The following is a 17360-nucleotide window of genomic DNA, read 5'->3' as shown; positions in this document are numbered from 1 at the left end:
TCGAGAGCTGCGCCGGTCGGGAGCTGCTGCGCGGCTACTCGTCCTCGTCCGCTGCCGTGAAATGCAGTGCAGTGGGGACCTCGCCGCCGGTCTGCGCACTCCAGCACCCGAAGATCGGACGCTTGCCGCGTGCGACAAAGCCGAGCTCCTGCCAGGGAGCGAGGTAGATCGGTGCGGTCGCCAGTTCGATCGACACGGCGGCGTGGCCGGCTTCCCGGGCGGCACGCAGCAGGGCGGCGATGTGGCGGGTGCCTACGGCCGGGCCATGCAGCGACCAGTAATCGTGCACGTGCAGGATGCCGTCCTGCAGACGGGTCGCAAACCATGCCAGCAGCGAACCGTCGGCGCCACTCAGCAGCAGGAAGCGGAATCCCCGCTGCGGCGACCGGTCGAACCTCCAGGTCAGGTGCGCCTGATCGCGCACCGCGACGATGCCGTCAGGCTTGGTCGACCGGACCCAGAGCGCCTGCACCCGGGAATCGGTGCTTTCGCTCCAGTCCGCATGCAACAGGGCCGTGTCCGGATGGCTCAGCGCATCGCGCAGCCGCAGGAACAGGTCGGCCAACATTCCGGCCGGGTATGCCAGCCATTGCGGAAGCCGGCGGGCGAAGTAACGGCCATGGCGCAGCACCCGCACGTAGCGCACCAGATCGCCGAGCGGGCGATAACCGATGCGTTTGAACACCGGCACGGCCTTGGGATTTGGGAAGCCGTAGAGCAGGTCGAGTTCATTGCGCGCGGTGGCGGCCAGACCCTGCTGCAACATCAGGGCCGGCCCCAGCGAGCGGTGTTCGGGCAGGACTGCCAGATCCACCAGCACGCCCGCGCGCAACGGCTTGCCGTCACGCAGCATGCGTCGGCGGCCAGCGGAGCAGGCACCCACTTCGAGGCCATCGGCGGTCAGCAGTTCGAGCAGCGGCGGACCGGCATCGGCCTGCTGGTAGAACCACGCGTACTTGGCCGGCATATGGGCGTCTTCGCCGAGGTTGCCGCGCCAGATCGAGAGCACCGCGTCGCGATCGCGCGCGACGTCGCCCTGGCGCGCCGCATAGGCTGGAGCGGCGAGCTGTGCGTTCATCAGGCGGCGGCCTCGAGTTCGGCGACTTCGTCGACCAGCACCGGCGGCAGGTGCAGGTAGCGGGTGGTGCGGCGCTTGTTGCGGATATCGTCGTAGACCGCCTGTGCCCGCAACTCGTCCACGCCCAGCGCCAACGCCAGCGACGCTGCGGGCACGTCGTGGTTGAGCGCCCACAGCGCGAGATCCATCTGTCGGTAGGGCAGGGCGAAGTAGAACTCGTCCTGGCCCTGGGCCAGGCTGTAGGTGTCGGTCGTCGGCACGGCAGCGCAGACCCGTTCGGGCAACCCCAGGTGCCGCGCCATGGCATAGACCTGCGACTTGTACAGGTGGGCGATCGGCTTGACGTCGGCCGATCCGTCGCCGTTCTTCACGAAGAAGCCCTGGTCGTACTCGAGCCGGTTGGGCGTGCCCACCACCGCGTAGTTCAGCCGGTCGGCATGGAAGTATTCCAGGGTCTTGCGGATGCGCTGCTTGAAGTTGGTCGCGGCGACGATGGTCAGGTAGTCGGCCAATGCCAGGTCGCGTTCGTGCGGCGCGCCGTCGGGCGCTTCGGCCACCAGCCGGAACCGGTTGATGCGGCCTTCGATGCCGCCGTCGATCACGATCTTGAACTTCCAGCCGGGGCCGTATTCGGGCAAGGCGTTGCGGACCGCTGCGTCGCGGGCGCGGTAGCAGCCGATGGCTTCGAGCGCGGGCGCGATGTCCACGGTTTCGGTGCGGATGCCCAGGTGGCTGGCGAGCAGGCCTGCACGCACGGCGCTGTCGTCGGAGGAATCGCGCTCCGGCAGGATCAGACCCAGGACCCGGGCGGGCCCGAGCGCGCGTACCGCCAGTGCGACACAGGTCGAGCTGTCGATGCCGCCGGAAATGGCCACCACCAGGCCGCGCCGGTGCAGGTCGCGGGCGAGCGCTTCGCGCAGGCGTGCGGCGATGTGGTCGGCTTCGCGAGCGTAGTCGAGGTCGAGGACGGTCCAGTCGAGAGTGTTCGATTCAAGTGGGGTCATGCGGCGGTGGCCTGGGGTTGCGAGAGGGCGACGCGACGCACCTTGCCCGACGCGGTGCGCGGCAGGGCGTCGACGAATTCGATGTGGCGCGGGATCTTGTAAGGCGCCAGGCGCGCGCGGCAGTGCGCACGGATGGCCATGTCGGTGCGGCCGAGCGCGTCGTCGCGCGGAGGAGGGTCCATGACCACAAAGGCCTTGACCACCTGGCCGAGGGTGTCGTCGTCGATGCCGACCACGGCGCTGTCGACGACGCCGGCGACTTCGGCGATGACCTCTTCGATATCGGACGGGTGCACCCGGTGCGCGCCGGTCTTGATCATGTCGCTGCGGCGGCCGGCCAGGTACAGGAAGCCGTCGGCGTCCAGACGGCCGAGATCGCCGGTGCGCAGCCAGCCATCGTGCAGGACGGCGGCCGTTGCTTCCGGCGCGTTCCAGTAGCCCTGCATCACGTTGGGACCGCGCACATGCACTTCGCCTTCCGTCCCGATCGGGGCTTCCTCGCCGCCTTCGCGCACGATGCGTAGCGAGACTCCGTCCAGCGGAATGCCCACCGAGCCGGGCTTGTCGTCGAGCCGTTCCGGGGGAAGCCAGGTCAGCCGCGATGTGGCCTCGGTCTGGCCGTACATCACGAACAGTTTGGGCCCGGGCAACGCGGTGCGCAGGCGCCGGGTCAACGCCTGCGACATGGCGCCCCCAGCCTGGGTGAGGTAGCGCAGCGAGGACAGGTCGTAGCCCGACAATTCCACGCGGTCGAGCAGCAGCGCGAAGGTCGAGGGCACGCCGGACAGCCCCGTGATGCGCTCGCTGGCCACCAGTTCCATCAGCAGGTGCGGGAACAGCAGGTTGGGCGCCAGCACCATCCGCGCACCGGCCAGCAGGTGGGTGTGCAGGACCGATGCGCCGTAGGCGTAGTAGAACGGAAGCAGCCCGAGCACGCTGTCGCCGGCTTCGAGCGCCAGGTAATCGACCACGGCTTGCGCATTGGCCAGCAGGTTGCCGTGGCTCAGGGTCACGCCCTTGGGTGCTCCCGTCGTCCCCGAGGTGTACAGGATCAGCGCCGGCATGGCGGGCTGGAGCTTTCCGGTCTCCTCGACTCCGGGGCGCTCATGCGGATCGCCGGCAACCGCGCACGGGATGGGTTGGTGGGGTTGCAGTGCCCACGCCACCGGCGGGGCATCGAGCGCCGCCAGCGCGGCGGCGACATCGGCATTGCCTGCCTCATGCACCAGATGGCTGGCGCCACTGTGCCGTAGCCATGGCTCGAAATCGCGTGCCCGGGCCTGCGCATTGAGCGGCACCGCGATACCACCGGCGAGCCAGCATCCATACACCACCACCGCGGCCTCGATCCGGTTCGGCAGCAGCACCGCGACGCGATCGCCCTGACCCAGGCCGCGTGCGCGCAGCGCCGCGGCAAAGGCGTGGCACTGGCGCCAGAACTCGCCATAGCCGATCCGCCTTTCTCCATCGACGAAGGCGATGCGGTCCGGAGCCGCGCGGGCGGCTGCGGCGACCCGGTCAGGCAGGCAGTGCATTCCGCTGCTCGACCGGCATGCGCTTGCCCGCGACGAAGGCATCCACTGCTGCGATGCTGTCGAAGTTCGCCGGCGTCATTTCCTCCGGTGCGACCACGATCTGGAACTCCTCTTCGATGAAGAGCACCAGTTCATGGATCCCGGTCGAGTCGAGGATGCCGCCGCGGATCAGCGAATCCTGGTCCCCGAGCGCGGAGTCGTCCGTCGAGAACAGGAAGTTCTCGAGCAGATAGCGCTTGATCTTCTGCCGCTGGAGCATGTGTTGCTTTCCCTGTTCTCCCTGGCTTGGGTTAACGGCCAATACGGCCGCCAGCGGCCATGCGGCGCGTTAGCATTCCACGGAACAACCTCGCATTCCGCGTACCTCCGGAGCCTTTGCCGTGCGTACCTCCAACCTATGGACCTTCCTGCTTCTGCTGCCCGCGCTGGCTGCGTGCCAGCGCCACGATGCGCCACCGCCCCAGCGCGAACCGCATGCCGTTGCCGGTGCGGTCCCGACCCGGTACGCGTCGGAGGAGGCCGCGTTCACCGTTACCGAAGTTGTCGCCGGTCTGGAGCATCCGTGGTCGCTGGCTTTCCTGCCGGACGGCGACATGCTGGTCACCGAACGTCCCGGGCGCCTGCGCCGCATCGGTCGCGATGGCCGGGTGTCGGCACCGATCGCCGGCGTGCCAGCGGTGTATGTCGAAGGCCAGGCCGGACTGCTCGACGTGGCCCTGTCGCCCGGCTTCGCGACCGATGGCCTGGTCTATCTGGCCTTCGCCGAGCCCAATCTGCGCGGCAACCTGTGCGGCACCGCGGTCGCGCGCGGACGCCTGCAGGACGATCGGCTGCTGGACGTGGAGGTGATCTACCGCCAGGAGCCCAAGCTTTCCGCCGGCACCCACGTCGGCGCGCGGCTGGTGTTCGACGATAGCGGGCACCTGTTCGTGACCCAGGGCGAAAACCGGGTCGCGGCCGAAGCCGCGCAGCAGCTCGACAAGCTGCAGGGCAAGCTGGTGCGGATCCAGCCGGACGGCGCGGTTCCCAAGGACAATCCCTTCGTCGATCGCAAGGACGCGCGACCGGAAATCTGGTCGTACGGCCATCGCAACATGCAGGGCGCGGCACTGCATCCGGTGACCCGCAGGTTGTGGACCAGCGAACACGGTCCGATGGGCGGCGACGAACTGAACATTCCCGAGCCCGGGCGCAATTACGGCTGGCCGGTCATCACCGACGGAGTGGATTACAGCGGCCAGCCGGTGCCAGGTTCGGTGGGGCGGACCGCCCCCGGCATGGAAGCGCCACATCATGCATGGCCCAAGTCGCCGGGGTTGAGCGGGATGCTCTTCTACGGCGGCAAGGCGTTTCCTGCGTGGCGTGGCGACCTGTTCCTGGGCGCGCTGGCGACCAGCGAGCTGATCCGCCTGCGTCTGGACGGCGACCGCGTGGTGCATGAGGAACGCCTGCTTGGCGATCGTGGCCAGCGCATCCGCGACGTGCGCGAAGGACCCGACGGTGCGATATGGCTGCTGGTCGACGCCGATGACGGAAAGCTGTTGCGACTGGATCCGGTGCCTGCGCCTGCCGGCAAAACGTAGGAGCGACGTCAGTCGCGAGCCTGTGTCCAGCGAATCAGTCGCGAAAAACAAAACACTCGCGACCGACGCCGCTCACGCAGCGGACCCGCGTCCGGCTTCGGCTTGGATACCTAACCCGGCTTGCGGGCGATGAAATCCACCGTGGTGATGCACAGCTGCTCGGCCGGCACCTGCGCGAACTGCGGATGTACGCGCATGTCCCTCAGCTGCTGCAGCCGCTCGGGCCGGGTATTGGAGGTGTCCAGGTCGATCGCGAAGCCGGCCTCGCGCGCCGCATCGACGAAGACATGCGCCCGCAGGCGATTCTGGTAGAGGAAGGTGTTGTTCCAGAAGCGCCAGGCGCGGTCTGAATAGCGCAGGTAGTTGAGCTGGTTCACCTTGCGGTCGACATAGGCGTAATGGTCGCCGCAGTTGACCGAATGGAACATCACCCCGCCCGGGCGCAGCACCCGCATCGATTCGCGGTACATCGCGGTGACCGCATCGGGTGGTACGTGCTCGAGCACGCTGTTGGAGAACACCACGTCCACCTCGCCGTCCGCAAGCGAGGTGGCGGTGGCGTCGGCAGGCGCGGAATAGCGGATCGTGCCACCGCTGGCTTCGCCCAGGTCCGCCCCTGCATCCACTGCCGCGGCCAGCTTCCGGTAACGTGCTTCCACGTCGGCCAGCTGACTGCCGCCGTCCTCGGCGATGGCCTTTAGAAAACCGCCCAGTTCCTGGACCGCGGCCCGAACCAGGTCGTCCTGCAGGTGATGGTTGAGATCGTACGTGGTGATCCGGCGTGCACCGGCCAGGTACAGGGCGAACGGAAACGTCGGGTACCAGCCCGTGCCGATCTCGAAGAAATGGCTGCCGGAGATGGGCATGCGCGCATCGCGCAGGTGCCGGACCATGATCTGCCAGTCCTCCACCTTGGTCGCCAGTTCCTTGCGGAAATTCTGCAGGCCGCCATAGCGCCGTTGCAGCCGGTAGTGCAGCGCTTCGCCACCGGGCACGACACCCAGGGTCTTCTGCACCAGGCCTTTCAGTCTCCAGTGCATGCGATCACCGTCTGCCTGAGTCAGCACGCATGGACGTCGTACCAGCCGCTCAGCTGATCGTTTCGCCGCGCATGGTTCCATTTCGACAGCAGCGTAGCGGCGCTGTACCAGCGGCCATCGCTCGCCCACGGCGCAGGACCGCTGCTGTGCATCAGCCTGAACCAGCGTCCGGCCCGGCGTACGCGCATGGGCTGGTCGAAACCCAGCCAGCGCATGAGTTTGCGCCTGGATCGGTAGCCAAGGCTGCGCTCGTTGCCCAGCTCCAGGAAACTGCATTGCCCGATCAGCTTGAACTGGCGGTAGCCGATGGCTGCCATGTGCGCCATCAGCTCCTCCAGGTCGTGGTCGGCCTCGAACGACAGGTATCGCGGCCGGGTGTCCCGGCCCATCGCCAGGATGCAGTGCCGATCCGCGCCTTCAATGTCCACCTTGACGTAGTCGGGAACGCCGAACCTGTCGACCAGTTGCGAGAAGGTGATCGTCGGCACCGTGCAGGTCCCCGATGGATTGCGATGGGCGATCTTGTCTCCGAAGATGCTGCTGGCGCCAAGGTCGTCGCCACACAGGACCAGTTCGATCTCTCCGGGTTCGTCCGCAAGCGCGAAGTTGAGTACGCTCAACCGGCCGCCGGCGATATCGTCCTGGAACTCTTGCCGTGCTTTCTCGGCAAGTTCCGGGTTGGCTTCCACCGCGACCACCCGGTAGCCCTCGTCCAGGAAGTAGCGGGAGTCCGACCCGTCGAACATTCCGATGTCGAATATCAATGCTTGTGGTTTCACCTTGCCTGCCTCAGTGGATAAGGGCCGGTTCCGTCCGGTCCGCCGTCGAACTACGCTGCCACGTGACCCCTGCATCGCGGCGTGGGCCGTCGTCGAGTCCGCGATGCACCAGCATCGTCGAGAGAATCCCGACGAAGGCCTGGTTATCGGCGAAACCGGTGGCGCGTCCCTGGCGGCACTTCTCCACCAGCCTGCCGACCGACACCGGATCGAAATAACCTGCGGCGCGGATGCTGTCGGCGCCCATCAGCTCGGCCACGTAATCCAGCGGCTGCCCGTCGAAGAAGAAGCTCTGGCTGTCGGGCGCACGATAGGGTTGCTTGGTCCGCTGCAGGATTTCCTGCGGCAGCAGGTCAGACAGCGCGCGGCGCAGGATGTATTTTTCGGTCATGCCGCGGATCTTGAAGCTGGCCGGGAGGCGATTGGCGAACTCGATGACCCGGTGGTCCAGGTAGGGCACGCGCCCTTCGATGGAACTGGCCATGGCGACCCGGTCTCCCTGGGAGGACAGCAGGTAACCCGCCAGCAGCGACTTCGCTTCCACGTACTGGTCGCGCGCCAGGCCGCTCCACGACGAGATTTCAGCGGGCAGCGTCCGCTCGTAGGCATCCAGCGGATTCCAGTCGCCGACGCTGGCGCGCAGTTCCGGTGACAGGAACGCAAGCGCGCGCTGCGACGTGGCCCAGCGCGGGGTGTGCGCGAAGATCGGGCGTTGCAGGTGTTCCATGCCCTGGCCGAAAAAGGACTGGGCGAAGGCCGGATTGCGCACCGGAGAGTTTTCCAGATAGCCGTACAGACGCTGAAGCAGCAGCGGACGCATGCGCGAATCCGGCTGGCGCGCCCAGAAGCGGCGGATCTTGGCTTCCTTGAACAGGTCGTAGCCGCCGAACACCTCATCCGCCCCCTCGCCGGTGAGCACCACCTTGTAGCCCTGTTCGCGCACGCTACCGGCCAGCAGCATCAGCGGCACCGGTGCAGTGCGCAGGACCGGTGTTTCGGTATGCCGGATCAGGCGCGGGAAAGCCTCGCCGATATCGCGGCGGGTACAGCGCAGCGTGGTGTGATCGGTGCCCAGGTACCGCACCATGGCCATCTGGTGTTCGCTTTCGTCGAACTCGCCGTCCTCGAACGCGACCGAGAAGGTACGTACGGGCGTCTGGGTGAACCCGCGGATCATCGCCACGATCCCGGACGAATCCAGGCCGCCGCTGAGATAGGCGCCGACAGGCACGTCCGCGCGCAGCTGCAGGCGCACCGCATCGACCAGCAGCTCCCGCAGTTCGGCCGCCGCCTGATCCACACTGCGCGGTTCGCGTACCGGGGCGCTGTCCGCGGCGTCGGGGAAGGTCCAGTCCCAGTAGCGGCGCAGGGTTTCGCTGCCGTCGCTTTCGATCGCCAGCAGGCAGCCCGGCGGCAGGCTCTGCACGTCCCGGTAGATCGTCTGCGGCTCGAGTGTGGACCAGTAGGTGAAGGTCTGGACCAAGCCTGCGGGATCGATCGAGGCGCATTGCGGCAGCGCCGCAAGCAGGGCCTTCACCTCGGAAGCGAACCAGGTCCGGCCCTGCGCACGCACGTGGAACAAGGGACGGATTCCCGCCCGGTCCCGGGCCAGCACCAACCGCTGCCGGCGCGCATCCCACAGGGCGATGGCGAACTGACCGTTGAGATACTCCACGAAGCGGTCGCCATGGCGGTCGTACAGGTGGACGATGACCTCGGTGTCCGACCGGGTGTAGAACACGTGGCCGGCGGCCTCGAGTTCCGCGCGCAGCTCGATGTAGTTGAAGATCTCGCCGTTGAATACCGTCCACACATCGCGGTGCGGGTTGTGGATCGGCTGATCTCCGGTGGCCAGATCGATGATCGACAACCGGGCATGCGCGAGCCCCACGCCCGGCTCTGCATGGAAGCCATAACCGTCAGGCCCACGGTGCGCGAGGGTGTGGATCATGCGGGCCAGTAACGGCCTGGCCGCATCGGGATAGACATCCGGTCCACTGAAACCTGCGATTCCGCACACAGCCGATGCGCTCCTGCCCGCCCGTACGACGGTCTCGATTATTCAGAAACGCAAAACGGGACCGGATCCCGCCACCCAGGACGCACCCGGATCGTGGGCGGGCTAGGGACGGCGGTCCGACGTGTCGCTGATCGCTTCCTGACAGGCCTGCAGCGTGTCGCGCGCCACCTGTTCCCAGTCGCGCGAGAATCGCGCCGCGAGTGCGGAGCCATCCCAGGTGCGGGCGAGCACCTCGCGCAGTCCCCCGGCGAGCGCAGGCGCGTCGCGCGGCGGCACCAGGATGCCGGTCGCGCCATCGACTACCTCCGGAATCCCGCCGACCGGCGTCGCCACCACGGGACGGCCGCAGGCAGCTGCCTCGACCAGCACGTTGGGATGGCCTTCGGAATAGCTGGGCAGGGTGACCAAATCGGCCGCGGCCATCCAGCGCGCGACGTCGGCTGGTGGCTGTGCGCCGACGAGGCGTGCGCGCCCTGCCGGCATTGCGGCGATGCGCGCTTCCAGTTCGGCGCGCATCGGGCCTTCGCCGATCATCGCCAGCGAGACGGCGGGATCGGTGCCGGCGAGCATGTCCATTGCGTCGAGCAGTTCACGCAGGCCTTTTTCGGGGACCAGCCGGCCGATGTAGACCACCAGCCTTGCCTGCTCGGGGATGCCGAGCGCTGCGCGCGCGGCGCCCCGGTCCTGCGGATGGAAGATGGCGGCATCGCAGCCGTTCGGAATCACCCGGATCCGCCGGGGGTCGGCGCCGTAGCCGTCCACCGCGACGCGCCCCAGGTCCTCGCTCACCACCAGGATCCGTCGTGCGCTGTGCAGGACCGGGTGGGTGAGCGTCCGGCTGATCCGGTCGCGCACGCGCAGGTCCGAGCCGCGCGCACCGACCACCAGCGGCAGCCGCGCGCGCCTCGCGGCGAGCATGGCGCCGTAGGCGTCCGGATAGAGCCAGTAAGCCAGCACCACCTCCGGCGCGAAGTCGCGCAGCGGCGCGTGCAGCGTGCGTCCGCACAGCCAGCCGTTCAGCGGGCGGCTCAAGGCGGGCAGGGCGGGATAGTCCAGATAGCGCACGTCGCAGCCTTCGACCGGATGCGCGGTGTCGCTGGCGCGGTACAGATAGCTGCGCGGCCGCGCCCAGCTTGGATAGGAGGCGACCGGGCTGAGGACCCGTACCTGCGCCATGCGCGAGAGCGCGGTCACCGTCTGGTACACCGGGCGCCCGCGGTTGGGCTCGCCCGCGATCGGGAACTGCGAGGTCACGATCAGGATGCGCATGCGAACCGGCTCATGTAGACGGGAGACGATCTTTGCACCATGCCGTTCGGATGGCCCTTTGGCCTCGACGTTGCGGAAAGACCGTTTTCTGAAAATGCCATCCTGCAGCCGGAGGTCCGGGAGTGGAGCGAGGAGCGCCATCGCGGCGTGTGGTGGAACTCGATGCGCTGCGCGGGCTTGCCGCGCTGGCCGTGGTTGCGTTTCATTTCACGACGTTCTACGGGCAGCAGGTCGGCCATGCGACGCCGCTGCCGTTCGGCTTTCCCGCGGGCAATTACGGCGTGCACCTGTTTTTCCTGATCAGCGGCTTCGTGATCTTCATGACCCTGGAGCGCACCCGGACGGCGATGGACTTCGTGGTATCGCGCTTCTCGCGCCTGTTCCCCGGGTACTGGGCGGCGGTCGGGCTGACCGCTGCCGTGGTCTATGCCATCGGCATGCCCGAGCAGCGCATCCCGCTGCGCGATCTGGCACTCAACTTCACGATGGTGCAGCAGTTCCTGGGCGTCGAGCACCTGGACGGCTCCTATTGGACCTTGCAGGTGGAATTGTTCTTCTATGCGCAAATGCTGCTGTGGTTCGTGCTGGGCGCACTGACGCGCATGCGCTGGATCATCCTGGCCTGGTTGGTGCTGGCGGTGGTCTACGGCGAGAGCATGCAGCACCACCTGCATTTTTCCTACACCGTGCGCGAGCTGCTCATCGTGCGGCATATCCCGTTCTTCGCCATGGGGATCCTGTTCTACCAGTTGTACCGCGGCAGCGAACGGCCGTTGTTCGACGTGGCGCTGATCGCCTTGTGCCTGCTGGCGGTGGCGATCGCGTTGCCGCCGGTGTTCGTCGTTGTGGGCCTGGTGTGTTGCGCGATTTTCGGACTGTTCCTGGCTGGCGCCCTGCGCTGGCTGGCAACGCCGACGTTCGCCTTCCTTGGGACGCTGTCGTATTCGATTTATCTGCTGCACCAGGCGATCGGTTTCGCCCTCATCGACCGGCTGGAGGGGGCAGGGGTGCCCAGCATCGTCGCGGTCTTGCTGGCTGTCGGCGCCGTGATGTCGCTGGCAACGCTGCTGGCGTTTGCGGTCGAACGGCCTGCCATGCGCGCGATACGTCGTGTCTGGCGGCAGCGGCATCCTGCGCAACCCCTGGCAGTCGCCGGACATTGAACCGGCGCCCAGGGCTCAGGCCACCGTGCCCGGTACGTCGGATGCCGTCCCTGCCTGGTCGGATCCGAAGGTGAGGTCGAGGCCGCGTGCCACTCCGATCCGCGGGTTCCACCCCAGCACGTCGCGTGCCGCGCTGCCTTCGAAGTTGGCGAGCGGGCGCAGCGAACGTACCCGGTAGCGGGTCAGCGGCACGTCGCGCCGCAGCAGCTTGCCGAGCTGTTCGACACCCCATCCGAGCAGCATGAAAAGCCAGACTGGTGTGCGCAGGATCCGCAGACGCGGGGTTTTGGCCCGGGCCAGATAAGCCTGCTGCGAGACCACATGCGGGTCGACGATGTTGAACACACGGCCCAGCGCGGCCGGCTCACGGGCGGCCAGCAGCAGGGCATCGACCACGTCGTCGCGATACACCAGCGGCAGGGTTTGCGCGCCGCTGCCGACGGCGACCCAGCGCCCGGCCAGCGCGATAGTCCCGTTGGGCGTGACCGCCTCCGCGCCCGGGCCGAAGATCTGCCCTGGACGCAGCACCACGGCCGGCAATCCTGCGTCGCGGATCGCATCGAGCACCATCCGCTCGGCGGCCAGCTTGGTTTGGGTATAGGCGCCGCGACGTTCCGGGTGCGGTTCGTAGGCAGAGGCTTCGTTCAAGGTGGCAGCCGGATCGCGTCCGGCATGGTCCAGCACGCTGAGCGAACTGACGTAGACCAGCCGGGCGTTCCCGTGGCGCAGACACGCGTCGATGATATTGCGCGTGCCCCAGGTGGTGCCGGCCTCGAACGCGCGCGGACCGCCGCGCATGGCGGCCCCCACGTGATAGACCGTTTCCACGCCGGCGACGGCATGGTCGACGATCGCCGGATCGCCGAGATCACCGACCACGGTCTGCACGCCGTCGTCCGCATCAAATGCCGGCAGCGGACGCCGGACCAGGACGCGCACGGTCTCGCCACGCGCGCGCAGCGCTTTCACCAGGGCGCGACCAAGAAAACCCGCCGCACCGGTGACCAGCACCGGGGCAGGCGGAAGGGGCGCCAGCCGCGACTGCAGCTGCGCGGTGCGCAGCCGGTCGGGTTCGGCGCAGGCAGGTTCGAGCAGGCGCGCGATGCGCAATGCGTCCTCGCCGGTGAAGGGCGGTTGCTCGAGCTGGTGCACGGCGCGCGCGAACTTCTCCGCTCCCAGCTGGATTCCGGGTGAAGGCTTGAGTCGCCGTGTCGCGAAGCGCAGCACGTTCCAGGGAATCTGGACCAGGTCGGCGGCGGCGCCCGCCACGCCGTTGGCGACGATGCCGACGAATTTGGGGCCGGGCAGCACGCGCTGCAGCCGGCAGGTCTGCAGGAAGCGGTCGACTTCAATCATGCCGCGGGTGCCGCGCACGATCAGCCGGTTCTCCATCGGCCGCGCGTTCCATGACAACAGCAGCCGGCCGACACCGCGTTCGGTCACCGCATGCGCCTGCCATTCGTCGAAGTGCAGGTTGGGATCGCCGCCGCGCGCCTGATAGCGCACATCGAGCGCGGTGACCGGGCCGAGGAACGCCTCGATGGTGTAAAGCCCGTGTACGCCCAGGTCGCGAAACGGATACGAACCCTGCGCCACCATTCCCGGCAGGGGGCCGCCAGCATAGGGTGGATACTCCGAATTGCGCACGATCTCCAGCGAAAGCGGCTCGCCAATGCGACCGTCGCGCACCGCCCGCAGCGCCTGCTGCACGACCGGGTCGAGCAGGTCGGAGTGGTTCACACCCAGGAGGCGATGGTGCGTGCGCGCCGCCGCGATCATCGCCTCGCAATCGGCCACGCTGTCGGCCATCGGCTTTTCGACCAGCACGTGGCAGCCCATCTGCAGCGCTTCGATCGCCAGGGTCGGATGCGAGGCCGGCGGCGTAAGGACATGCACCGCATCGGGCGTCGCCGATGCCAGATCTGACAGGCGGGTGCCGACCATTCCGACGCCGAAGCGGGCCGCGAGCATCTCGGCGGCCTGGCGGTTGCTGTCGCAGATGCCGACGATATCGACGAAGTCGAGCCCGCGCAGTGCGGAAAGATGGTGCGTGGCGACGTAGCCGGCACCCACCACGGCGACACGCAGCCGGCGTTGTTGGGTCGAATTCATGGAAGGGTCGGGGACATGGAGGGAAATGCGGGTATGCGGCGCGCATGCGCGTCGGTCACGGCCGCCATTACGCTGTCCACGCGCCGGTCCCAATCCTGGTCGGCGACGGCGGCGATGCGCCGTGCAGCGGCTTCGTGCGAATCGTCCTGCAGTGCGGCTTCGAGCTCGCGCAGGAAGGCGTCGCGGTCGTCGGCCAGGCGCACCCAGTTCGAGAACTTTTCGATTTCCGGGTTGCGCACGCTCACCACCGGCTTGCCGGTGGCCAGGTATTCGCGCAGCTTGAGCGGATTGGCGTTGGCGACCTGGCGATTGAGCCGGTACGGGATGATCGTAACGTCGAAAGCCTTTGCCCATCGCGGCAGGCTGGCATAGGGCTGTGCGCCTGGCAGATGCACGTTGGGCAGGCGGCGCAGGCCGTCGATCGCGACATGCGCCTGGCCCACCAGCAGGAAGGACCAATGCGGCCGCTGCTGCGCGAGCCATTCCAGCATCGGGATGTCGATCCATTCATGGATCGAACCGATGTAGCCGATGACCGGATGCGTGAGCGCCGCGGCAGCCGGGGGCAGTTCGGTGGCCGGATCGGCTGCCTGTCGGAACAGCGCGAGGTCCACGCCATGCGGCGCCGGCACCACGTTCGCGTTCAACGCACGCTTGGGGGCGAGCAGCGCGGGAGGCGCCACGAACAGCACATCGGCGCAGCGACTGAGCGCCTCATCGCGCGCGGCGATGGTTTCGACGTCCACGCCGGGGTGGGCGGCATAGTCGTCGATGCAGTAGTACACGCATAGTTCCTCGTCGAGCTGGCCGGCGAGGAATCCCGGATGCGGGACGACGAACCACGAGATCCTGCGCTGGATGCCGGACAGGCGCAGCGCGCGCCGCACCGCCCAGCGCCCGAAGACCTGATTGAGCAGATCCACGCCGGGCACGCGCCGGAACGGCAGCTGCGGCACCGTGCAATGCCATAGGTTCGGACCGAGCCGCTGCGGCCTCCGCAATGCGGCGGCCAGCTTGCGCAGGCCACGGCGCAGATCGCGGCCGGAGGTGTTGGGCGCACGCATGCCGGGCGAATCGACGTACAGCACCGGCAGTTGCCGGGCCAGGCGCTCGGCCACATGGTGACTGCTGGTGCGGTTCTCGGCGTACCAGTCATTGCCGAAATAGGCCACGCCCACTCCATCGAGCGCATGTAGGCGCTGTCCACGCGGGAGATCAGTCATTGCGCCACCACCCGATCAGCCAGGCGGTACCGCCTTGGTAGATCCAGTCCTTGTGCAGGCCCGGTATGTTGTCCAGATGCGGACCGACGCGGCCGCAGGCGGGCGCGAAGAAGGTCACCAGGCCATTGCGTCCCAGTGCCCGCATGCGGGCGAGGGTGGCGGCGGGGTCGCTGAGGTAGTACAGCACTTCGCAGGCCGTGACCAGATCGAATCGCCCAGGCTCGTCGCCCCACGGCTGGCCGAACACATCGGTCGCCGCGAATTCCGCGCCAGGCACGCGCAGCTTCGCGCGCGCGATCGCCTGCGGGCTCACGTCGACGCCATATTGGCGTTCGCTGATCCGCGCCAGCCACTCGGTCTGATGGCCTTCGCCGCATCCAAGTTCCAGCACGGACCCGACGCGGCCGAACGCGCGTTCGATCACCGCATTGGTCTGCTCGAAACGGGCGCGTTCCAGCTTGGACTCCATGTTCCACGGATCCTCGACCGCATAGGCCAGATCCAGCCGCGCATGGTTGTCGCTGCCGCCGACGCCCCGGAGGGCATATTTCATCCACAACCTGCGCCGCGCCTTGCGCAGCATGGTCGTCGCGCGTTGCAACATGTTCCGCTCCTGCGTCTTCAGCAGCCCGGCGGGCGTGCTGCATCGAACCGGTCCCAGTCCTGGGTTGTCGGATGCGGACTGGCGACCCGCAGGGGGCGCAGCGGTGAGCTGTACCAGTCCGTGACCACGTCGCCGCACTTGAAATCCACCCACGAGGGTCCGTAATCCCAGCGGATGTCGTGACCACCTAGTGGAGCCCCCTGAATCGCTTTCACCTGTGCCTTGCCCATGCCCAATACGATCGTGGAAGAAGTGGAGACGATGTTGCCAGTTGCGTGATCGGCCACCGCTTCGACGCGGTGCCCTTCCACGCTGCGTGGCGCTTCCAGCGCATGCAGCGCAAGCACGGTGATCGCCAGTACCGCCAACACGATGAAATAACGCGAATGCCGCTCGGGACCGGCCTCCGGCGGTCCGGGGGGGTCGCGTTCACTCGCGACAGACGCAACAGCCGCGGTCGCGCGTTCCTCCGGCCTCCGCGCAATTGCCGCGGCGAACGGCGCGGGAGGCGACGATCCCGGCAGCCGGCCGTGGGTACGCAGGAACTCCATCGCCGCGTCGTACATACGGTTGAGTTCCTGCAGGCGCGCCACATCACCCTTCTCGCCGTGCTGATCCGGATGCAGCCGCGCCACGCGCCGCCGGTAGGCTTTGCGGAGCTGCTCGGGCGTGCACGCTGCGGAAATTCCAAGCGCGTGATAGAGCGCGGAGAAATCGGTGTCGTCTGCCATGCGCGCCTCGGCCATCCCCGGCAACAGTGGAACGCGTCGCGAGCCTGCGCGCAAGCGCGGCCGGATCGCGTATCGATTCGCGTTAGGGCATATCAGGGACGGTTCGCAGAAGCTCCGCATCGCAATGACACGTTCGGGATGGTCCAGCGCGGATGTGGCCGCTTCCGGCCGCCGGCCACGGCTTGCGCGCCTGTGCCGGCGCAGCGGACTGCTGCCTCTGGCCGGGCGTCTGCGCGGGCTGTTCCGCGAGGATGTGCGCATCCTCGCCTACCACCGGGTGCTCGATTCGGCGGACCCAGAGGGCTTCAGTTTCGACGTGGACCTGATCAGCGCATCCGCCGATGCCTTTCGGGAGCAGATGAAGCTGGCCAAGCGGCGCTTCCAGCCGATGCGGTTCGATGAACTGGCCGATTGCCTCGACCGTGGCCGCAGGCCGCCACCACGCGCCCTGCTGGTGAGCTTCGATGACGGCTACGACGACAATCATCGCATCGCGTTTCCGATCCTGAGCGAACTGGGCCTGTCGGCGATGTTCTTCGTGTGCACCGACCATATCGGCTCCGGCATGCCGTATGCCTACGACTGGCTGGTGCACATGCTGTGCTCGACAGGGGTCGAACGACTGGAAGTTCCCGAACTCGGCCTGCACATGCCTCTGCCGCAGGACCTGGCAGGGCGACGGGCGATCGCACGCACGGCGCTGGACCGGATCAAGACGCTCGACGCGGTCGCGCAGGAAGCGTTGATTGCCCGGCTCGAGCGCGAATGGCAGCTGCCGCGCACGCAGGGCCACCCCCTCTGCCGGCCGATGTCCTGGGCCGATCTGCGGGAGATGCAACGTGGCGGCATGGAGATCGGCTCCCATGGGATCGGGCACCGCATGCTCGCCAAGCTCCCGCCGGCCGAGATGCGGCGCGAGGTGGCCGGCTCGCGGGAGGCGCTCGAACGCGAGCTGGGGGAGCGGGTCGACGTGATCTCCTACCCCGTGGGCGGTCCGGATGCCTACGACGAGGACGTCATGCGCGCCACCCGCCAGGCGGGGTATCGCCTGGCGTGCAGCTATCGTGCGGGAACCGATGCAGCCACTTCTGCCACGCGCTACGACATGCGCAGGCTGCCGATCGAACGCCAGATGGACGCCTCCTGGTTCGAGGCGATGATGGCGCTGCCGGAAGCGTTCAGCTACCGCTCCCGGTACCGGAACCGCTGAGGCCGAACC

15 protein-coding genes are annotated in these 17360 nt (G+C 67.7%); 3 read left to right on the top strand and 12 right to left on the bottom strand.

Features of this window, described 5'->3' with window-relative positions; genetic code table 11:
- Positions 1 to 34: 34 nt before the first annotated feature.
- From MC380_RS04675 to MC380_RS04660, 4 genes are read right to left on the bottom strand one after another with little or no spacing between them, the layout of a single operon-like run.
- Complete coding sequence (locus tag MC380_RS04675) at positions 35 to 1078, bottom strand: hypothetical protein (protein ID WP_242163303.1); 1044 nt, start codon at positions 1076 to 1078, stop codon at positions 35 to 37.
- Positions 1078 to 2082 carry an NAD(+) synthase gene (nadE, locus tag MC380_RS04670; protein ID WP_242163301.1) on the bottom strand — a complete coding sequence of 335 codons (1005 nt, stop codon included), beginning with the start codon at positions 2080 to 2082 and terminating at the stop codon, positions 1078 to 1080. The genes MC380_RS04675 and nadE overlap by 1 nt, the downstream gene beginning before the upstream one ends.
- Complete coding sequence (locus MC380_RS04665) at positions 2079 to 3617, bottom strand: class I adenylate-forming enzyme family protein (RefSeq protein WP_242163299.1); 1539 nt, start codon at positions 3615 to 3617, stop codon at positions 2079 to 2081. Before MC380_RS04665 ends, nadE begins: the two co-directional genes overlap by 4 nt.
- On the bottom strand, positions 3601 to 3876 hold the full coding sequence (locus MC380_RS04660; RefSeq protein ID WP_242103809.1) for an acyl carrier protein: 276 nt from the start codon (positions 3874 to 3876) through the stop codon (positions 3601 to 3603). The genes MC380_RS04665 and MC380_RS04660 overlap by 17 nt, the downstream gene beginning before the upstream one ends.
- Positions 3877 to 3997: 121 nt before the next feature.
- Here MC380_RS04660 and MC380_RS04655 point away from each other — a divergent pair, with 121 nt between their 5' ends.
- A complete protein-coding gene (locus MC380_RS04655) occupies positions 3998 to 5200 on the top strand; it encodes a PQQ-dependent sugar dehydrogenase (RefSeq protein ID WP_242163297.1) in 1203 nt (400 codons plus the stop codon).
- Positions 5201 to 5310: 110 nt separating this feature from the next.
- On the opposite strand, the gene MC380_RS04650 is transcribed toward MC380_RS04655, so the two are convergent.
- The 4 genes from MC380_RS04650 to MC380_RS04635 all read right to left on the bottom strand — a co-directional run bounded on the left by MC380_RS04650 (position 5311) and on the right by MC380_RS04635 (position 10308).
- Positions 5311 to 6240, bottom strand: coding sequence for a class I SAM-dependent methyltransferase (locus MC380_RS04650; protein ID WP_242163296.1), 930 nt, complete (start codon positions 6238 to 6240; stop codon positions 5311 to 5313).
- A gap of 20 nt (positions 6241 to 6260) precedes the next feature.
- Positions 6261 to 7019, bottom strand: coding sequence for an FkbM family methyltransferase (locus MC380_RS04645; RefSeq protein ID WP_242163294.1), 759 nt, complete (start codon positions 7017 to 7019; stop codon positions 6261 to 6263).
- A 10-nt stretch (positions 7020 to 7029) separates the two neighbouring features.
- Positions 7030 to 9039: an asparagine synthase (glutamine-hydrolyzing) gene (asnB, locus tag MC380_RS04640; protein WP_242103813.1), complete on the bottom strand. Its 2010-nt coding sequence runs from the start codon at positions 9037 to 9039 to the stop codon at positions 7030 to 7032.
- 102 nt (positions 9040 to 9141) lie between these two features.
- Positions 9142 to 10308, bottom strand: a complete 1167-nt coding sequence (locus MC380_RS04635; protein WP_242103814.1) for a glycosyltransferase — start codon at positions 10306 to 10308, stop codon at positions 9142 to 9144.
- A gap of 122 nt (positions 10309 to 10430) precedes the next feature.
- Between MC380_RS04635 and MC380_RS04630 the strand changes: the two genes are divergently transcribed.
- A complete protein-coding gene (locus MC380_RS04630; RefSeq protein WP_242103815.1) occupies positions 10431 to 11471 on the top strand; it encodes an acyltransferase in 1041 nt (346 codons plus the stop codon).
- A 15-nt stretch (positions 11472 to 11486) separates the two neighbouring features.
- Here the strand turns inward: MC380_RS04630 and MC380_RS04625 are convergent, their stop codons facing one another.
- The 4 genes from MC380_RS04625 to MC380_RS04610 are packed head-to-tail and all read right to left on the bottom strand — an operon-like array spanning position 11487 to position 16141.
- A complete protein-coding gene (locus MC380_RS04625; protein ID WP_242163292.1) occupies positions 11487 to 13583 on the bottom strand; it encodes an NAD-dependent epimerase/dehydratase family protein in 2097 nt (698 codons plus the stop codon).
- The gene (locus MC380_RS04620; protein WP_242163290.1) at positions 13580 to 14806 is read right to left on the bottom strand and encodes a glycosyltransferase; all 1227 of its coding nucleotides are present in this window, start codon (positions 14804 to 14806) and stop codon (positions 13580 to 13582) included. The genes MC380_RS04625 and MC380_RS04620 overlap by 4 nt, the downstream gene beginning before the upstream one ends.
- A complete protein-coding gene (locus tag MC380_RS04615) occupies positions 14799 to 15410 on the bottom strand; it encodes an SAM-dependent methyltransferase (protein ID WP_242163288.1) in 612 nt (203 codons plus the stop codon). Before MC380_RS04615 ends, MC380_RS04620 begins: the two co-directional genes overlap by 8 nt.
- A 17-nt stretch (positions 15411 to 15427) precedes the next feature.
- Entirely contained in the window at positions 15428 to 16141 is a 714-nt protein-coding gene (locus tag MC380_RS04610; RefSeq protein WP_242163286.1) for a J domain-containing protein, read from the bottom strand.
- A 124-nt stretch (positions 16142 to 16265) separates the two neighbouring features.
- Here MC380_RS04610 and MC380_RS04605 point away from each other — a divergent pair, with 124 nt between their 5' ends.
- Complete coding sequence (locus tag MC380_RS04605; RefSeq protein ID WP_242163283.1) at positions 16266 to 17351, top strand: polysaccharide deacetylase family protein; 1086 nt, start codon at positions 16266 to 16268, stop codon at positions 17349 to 17351.
- The last annotated feature ends 9 nt before the right edge of the window (positions 17352 to 17360 follow it).

The organism is Lysobacter sp. M15 (assembly GCF_022662515.1).
GTDB lineage: Bacteria > Pseudomonadota > Gammaproteobacteria > Xanthomonadales > Xanthomonadaceae > JAKPBU01.
The sequence above is the reverse complement of the archived record's forward strand: the minus strand, read 5'-3'. Positions and strand labels throughout refer to the sequence as shown.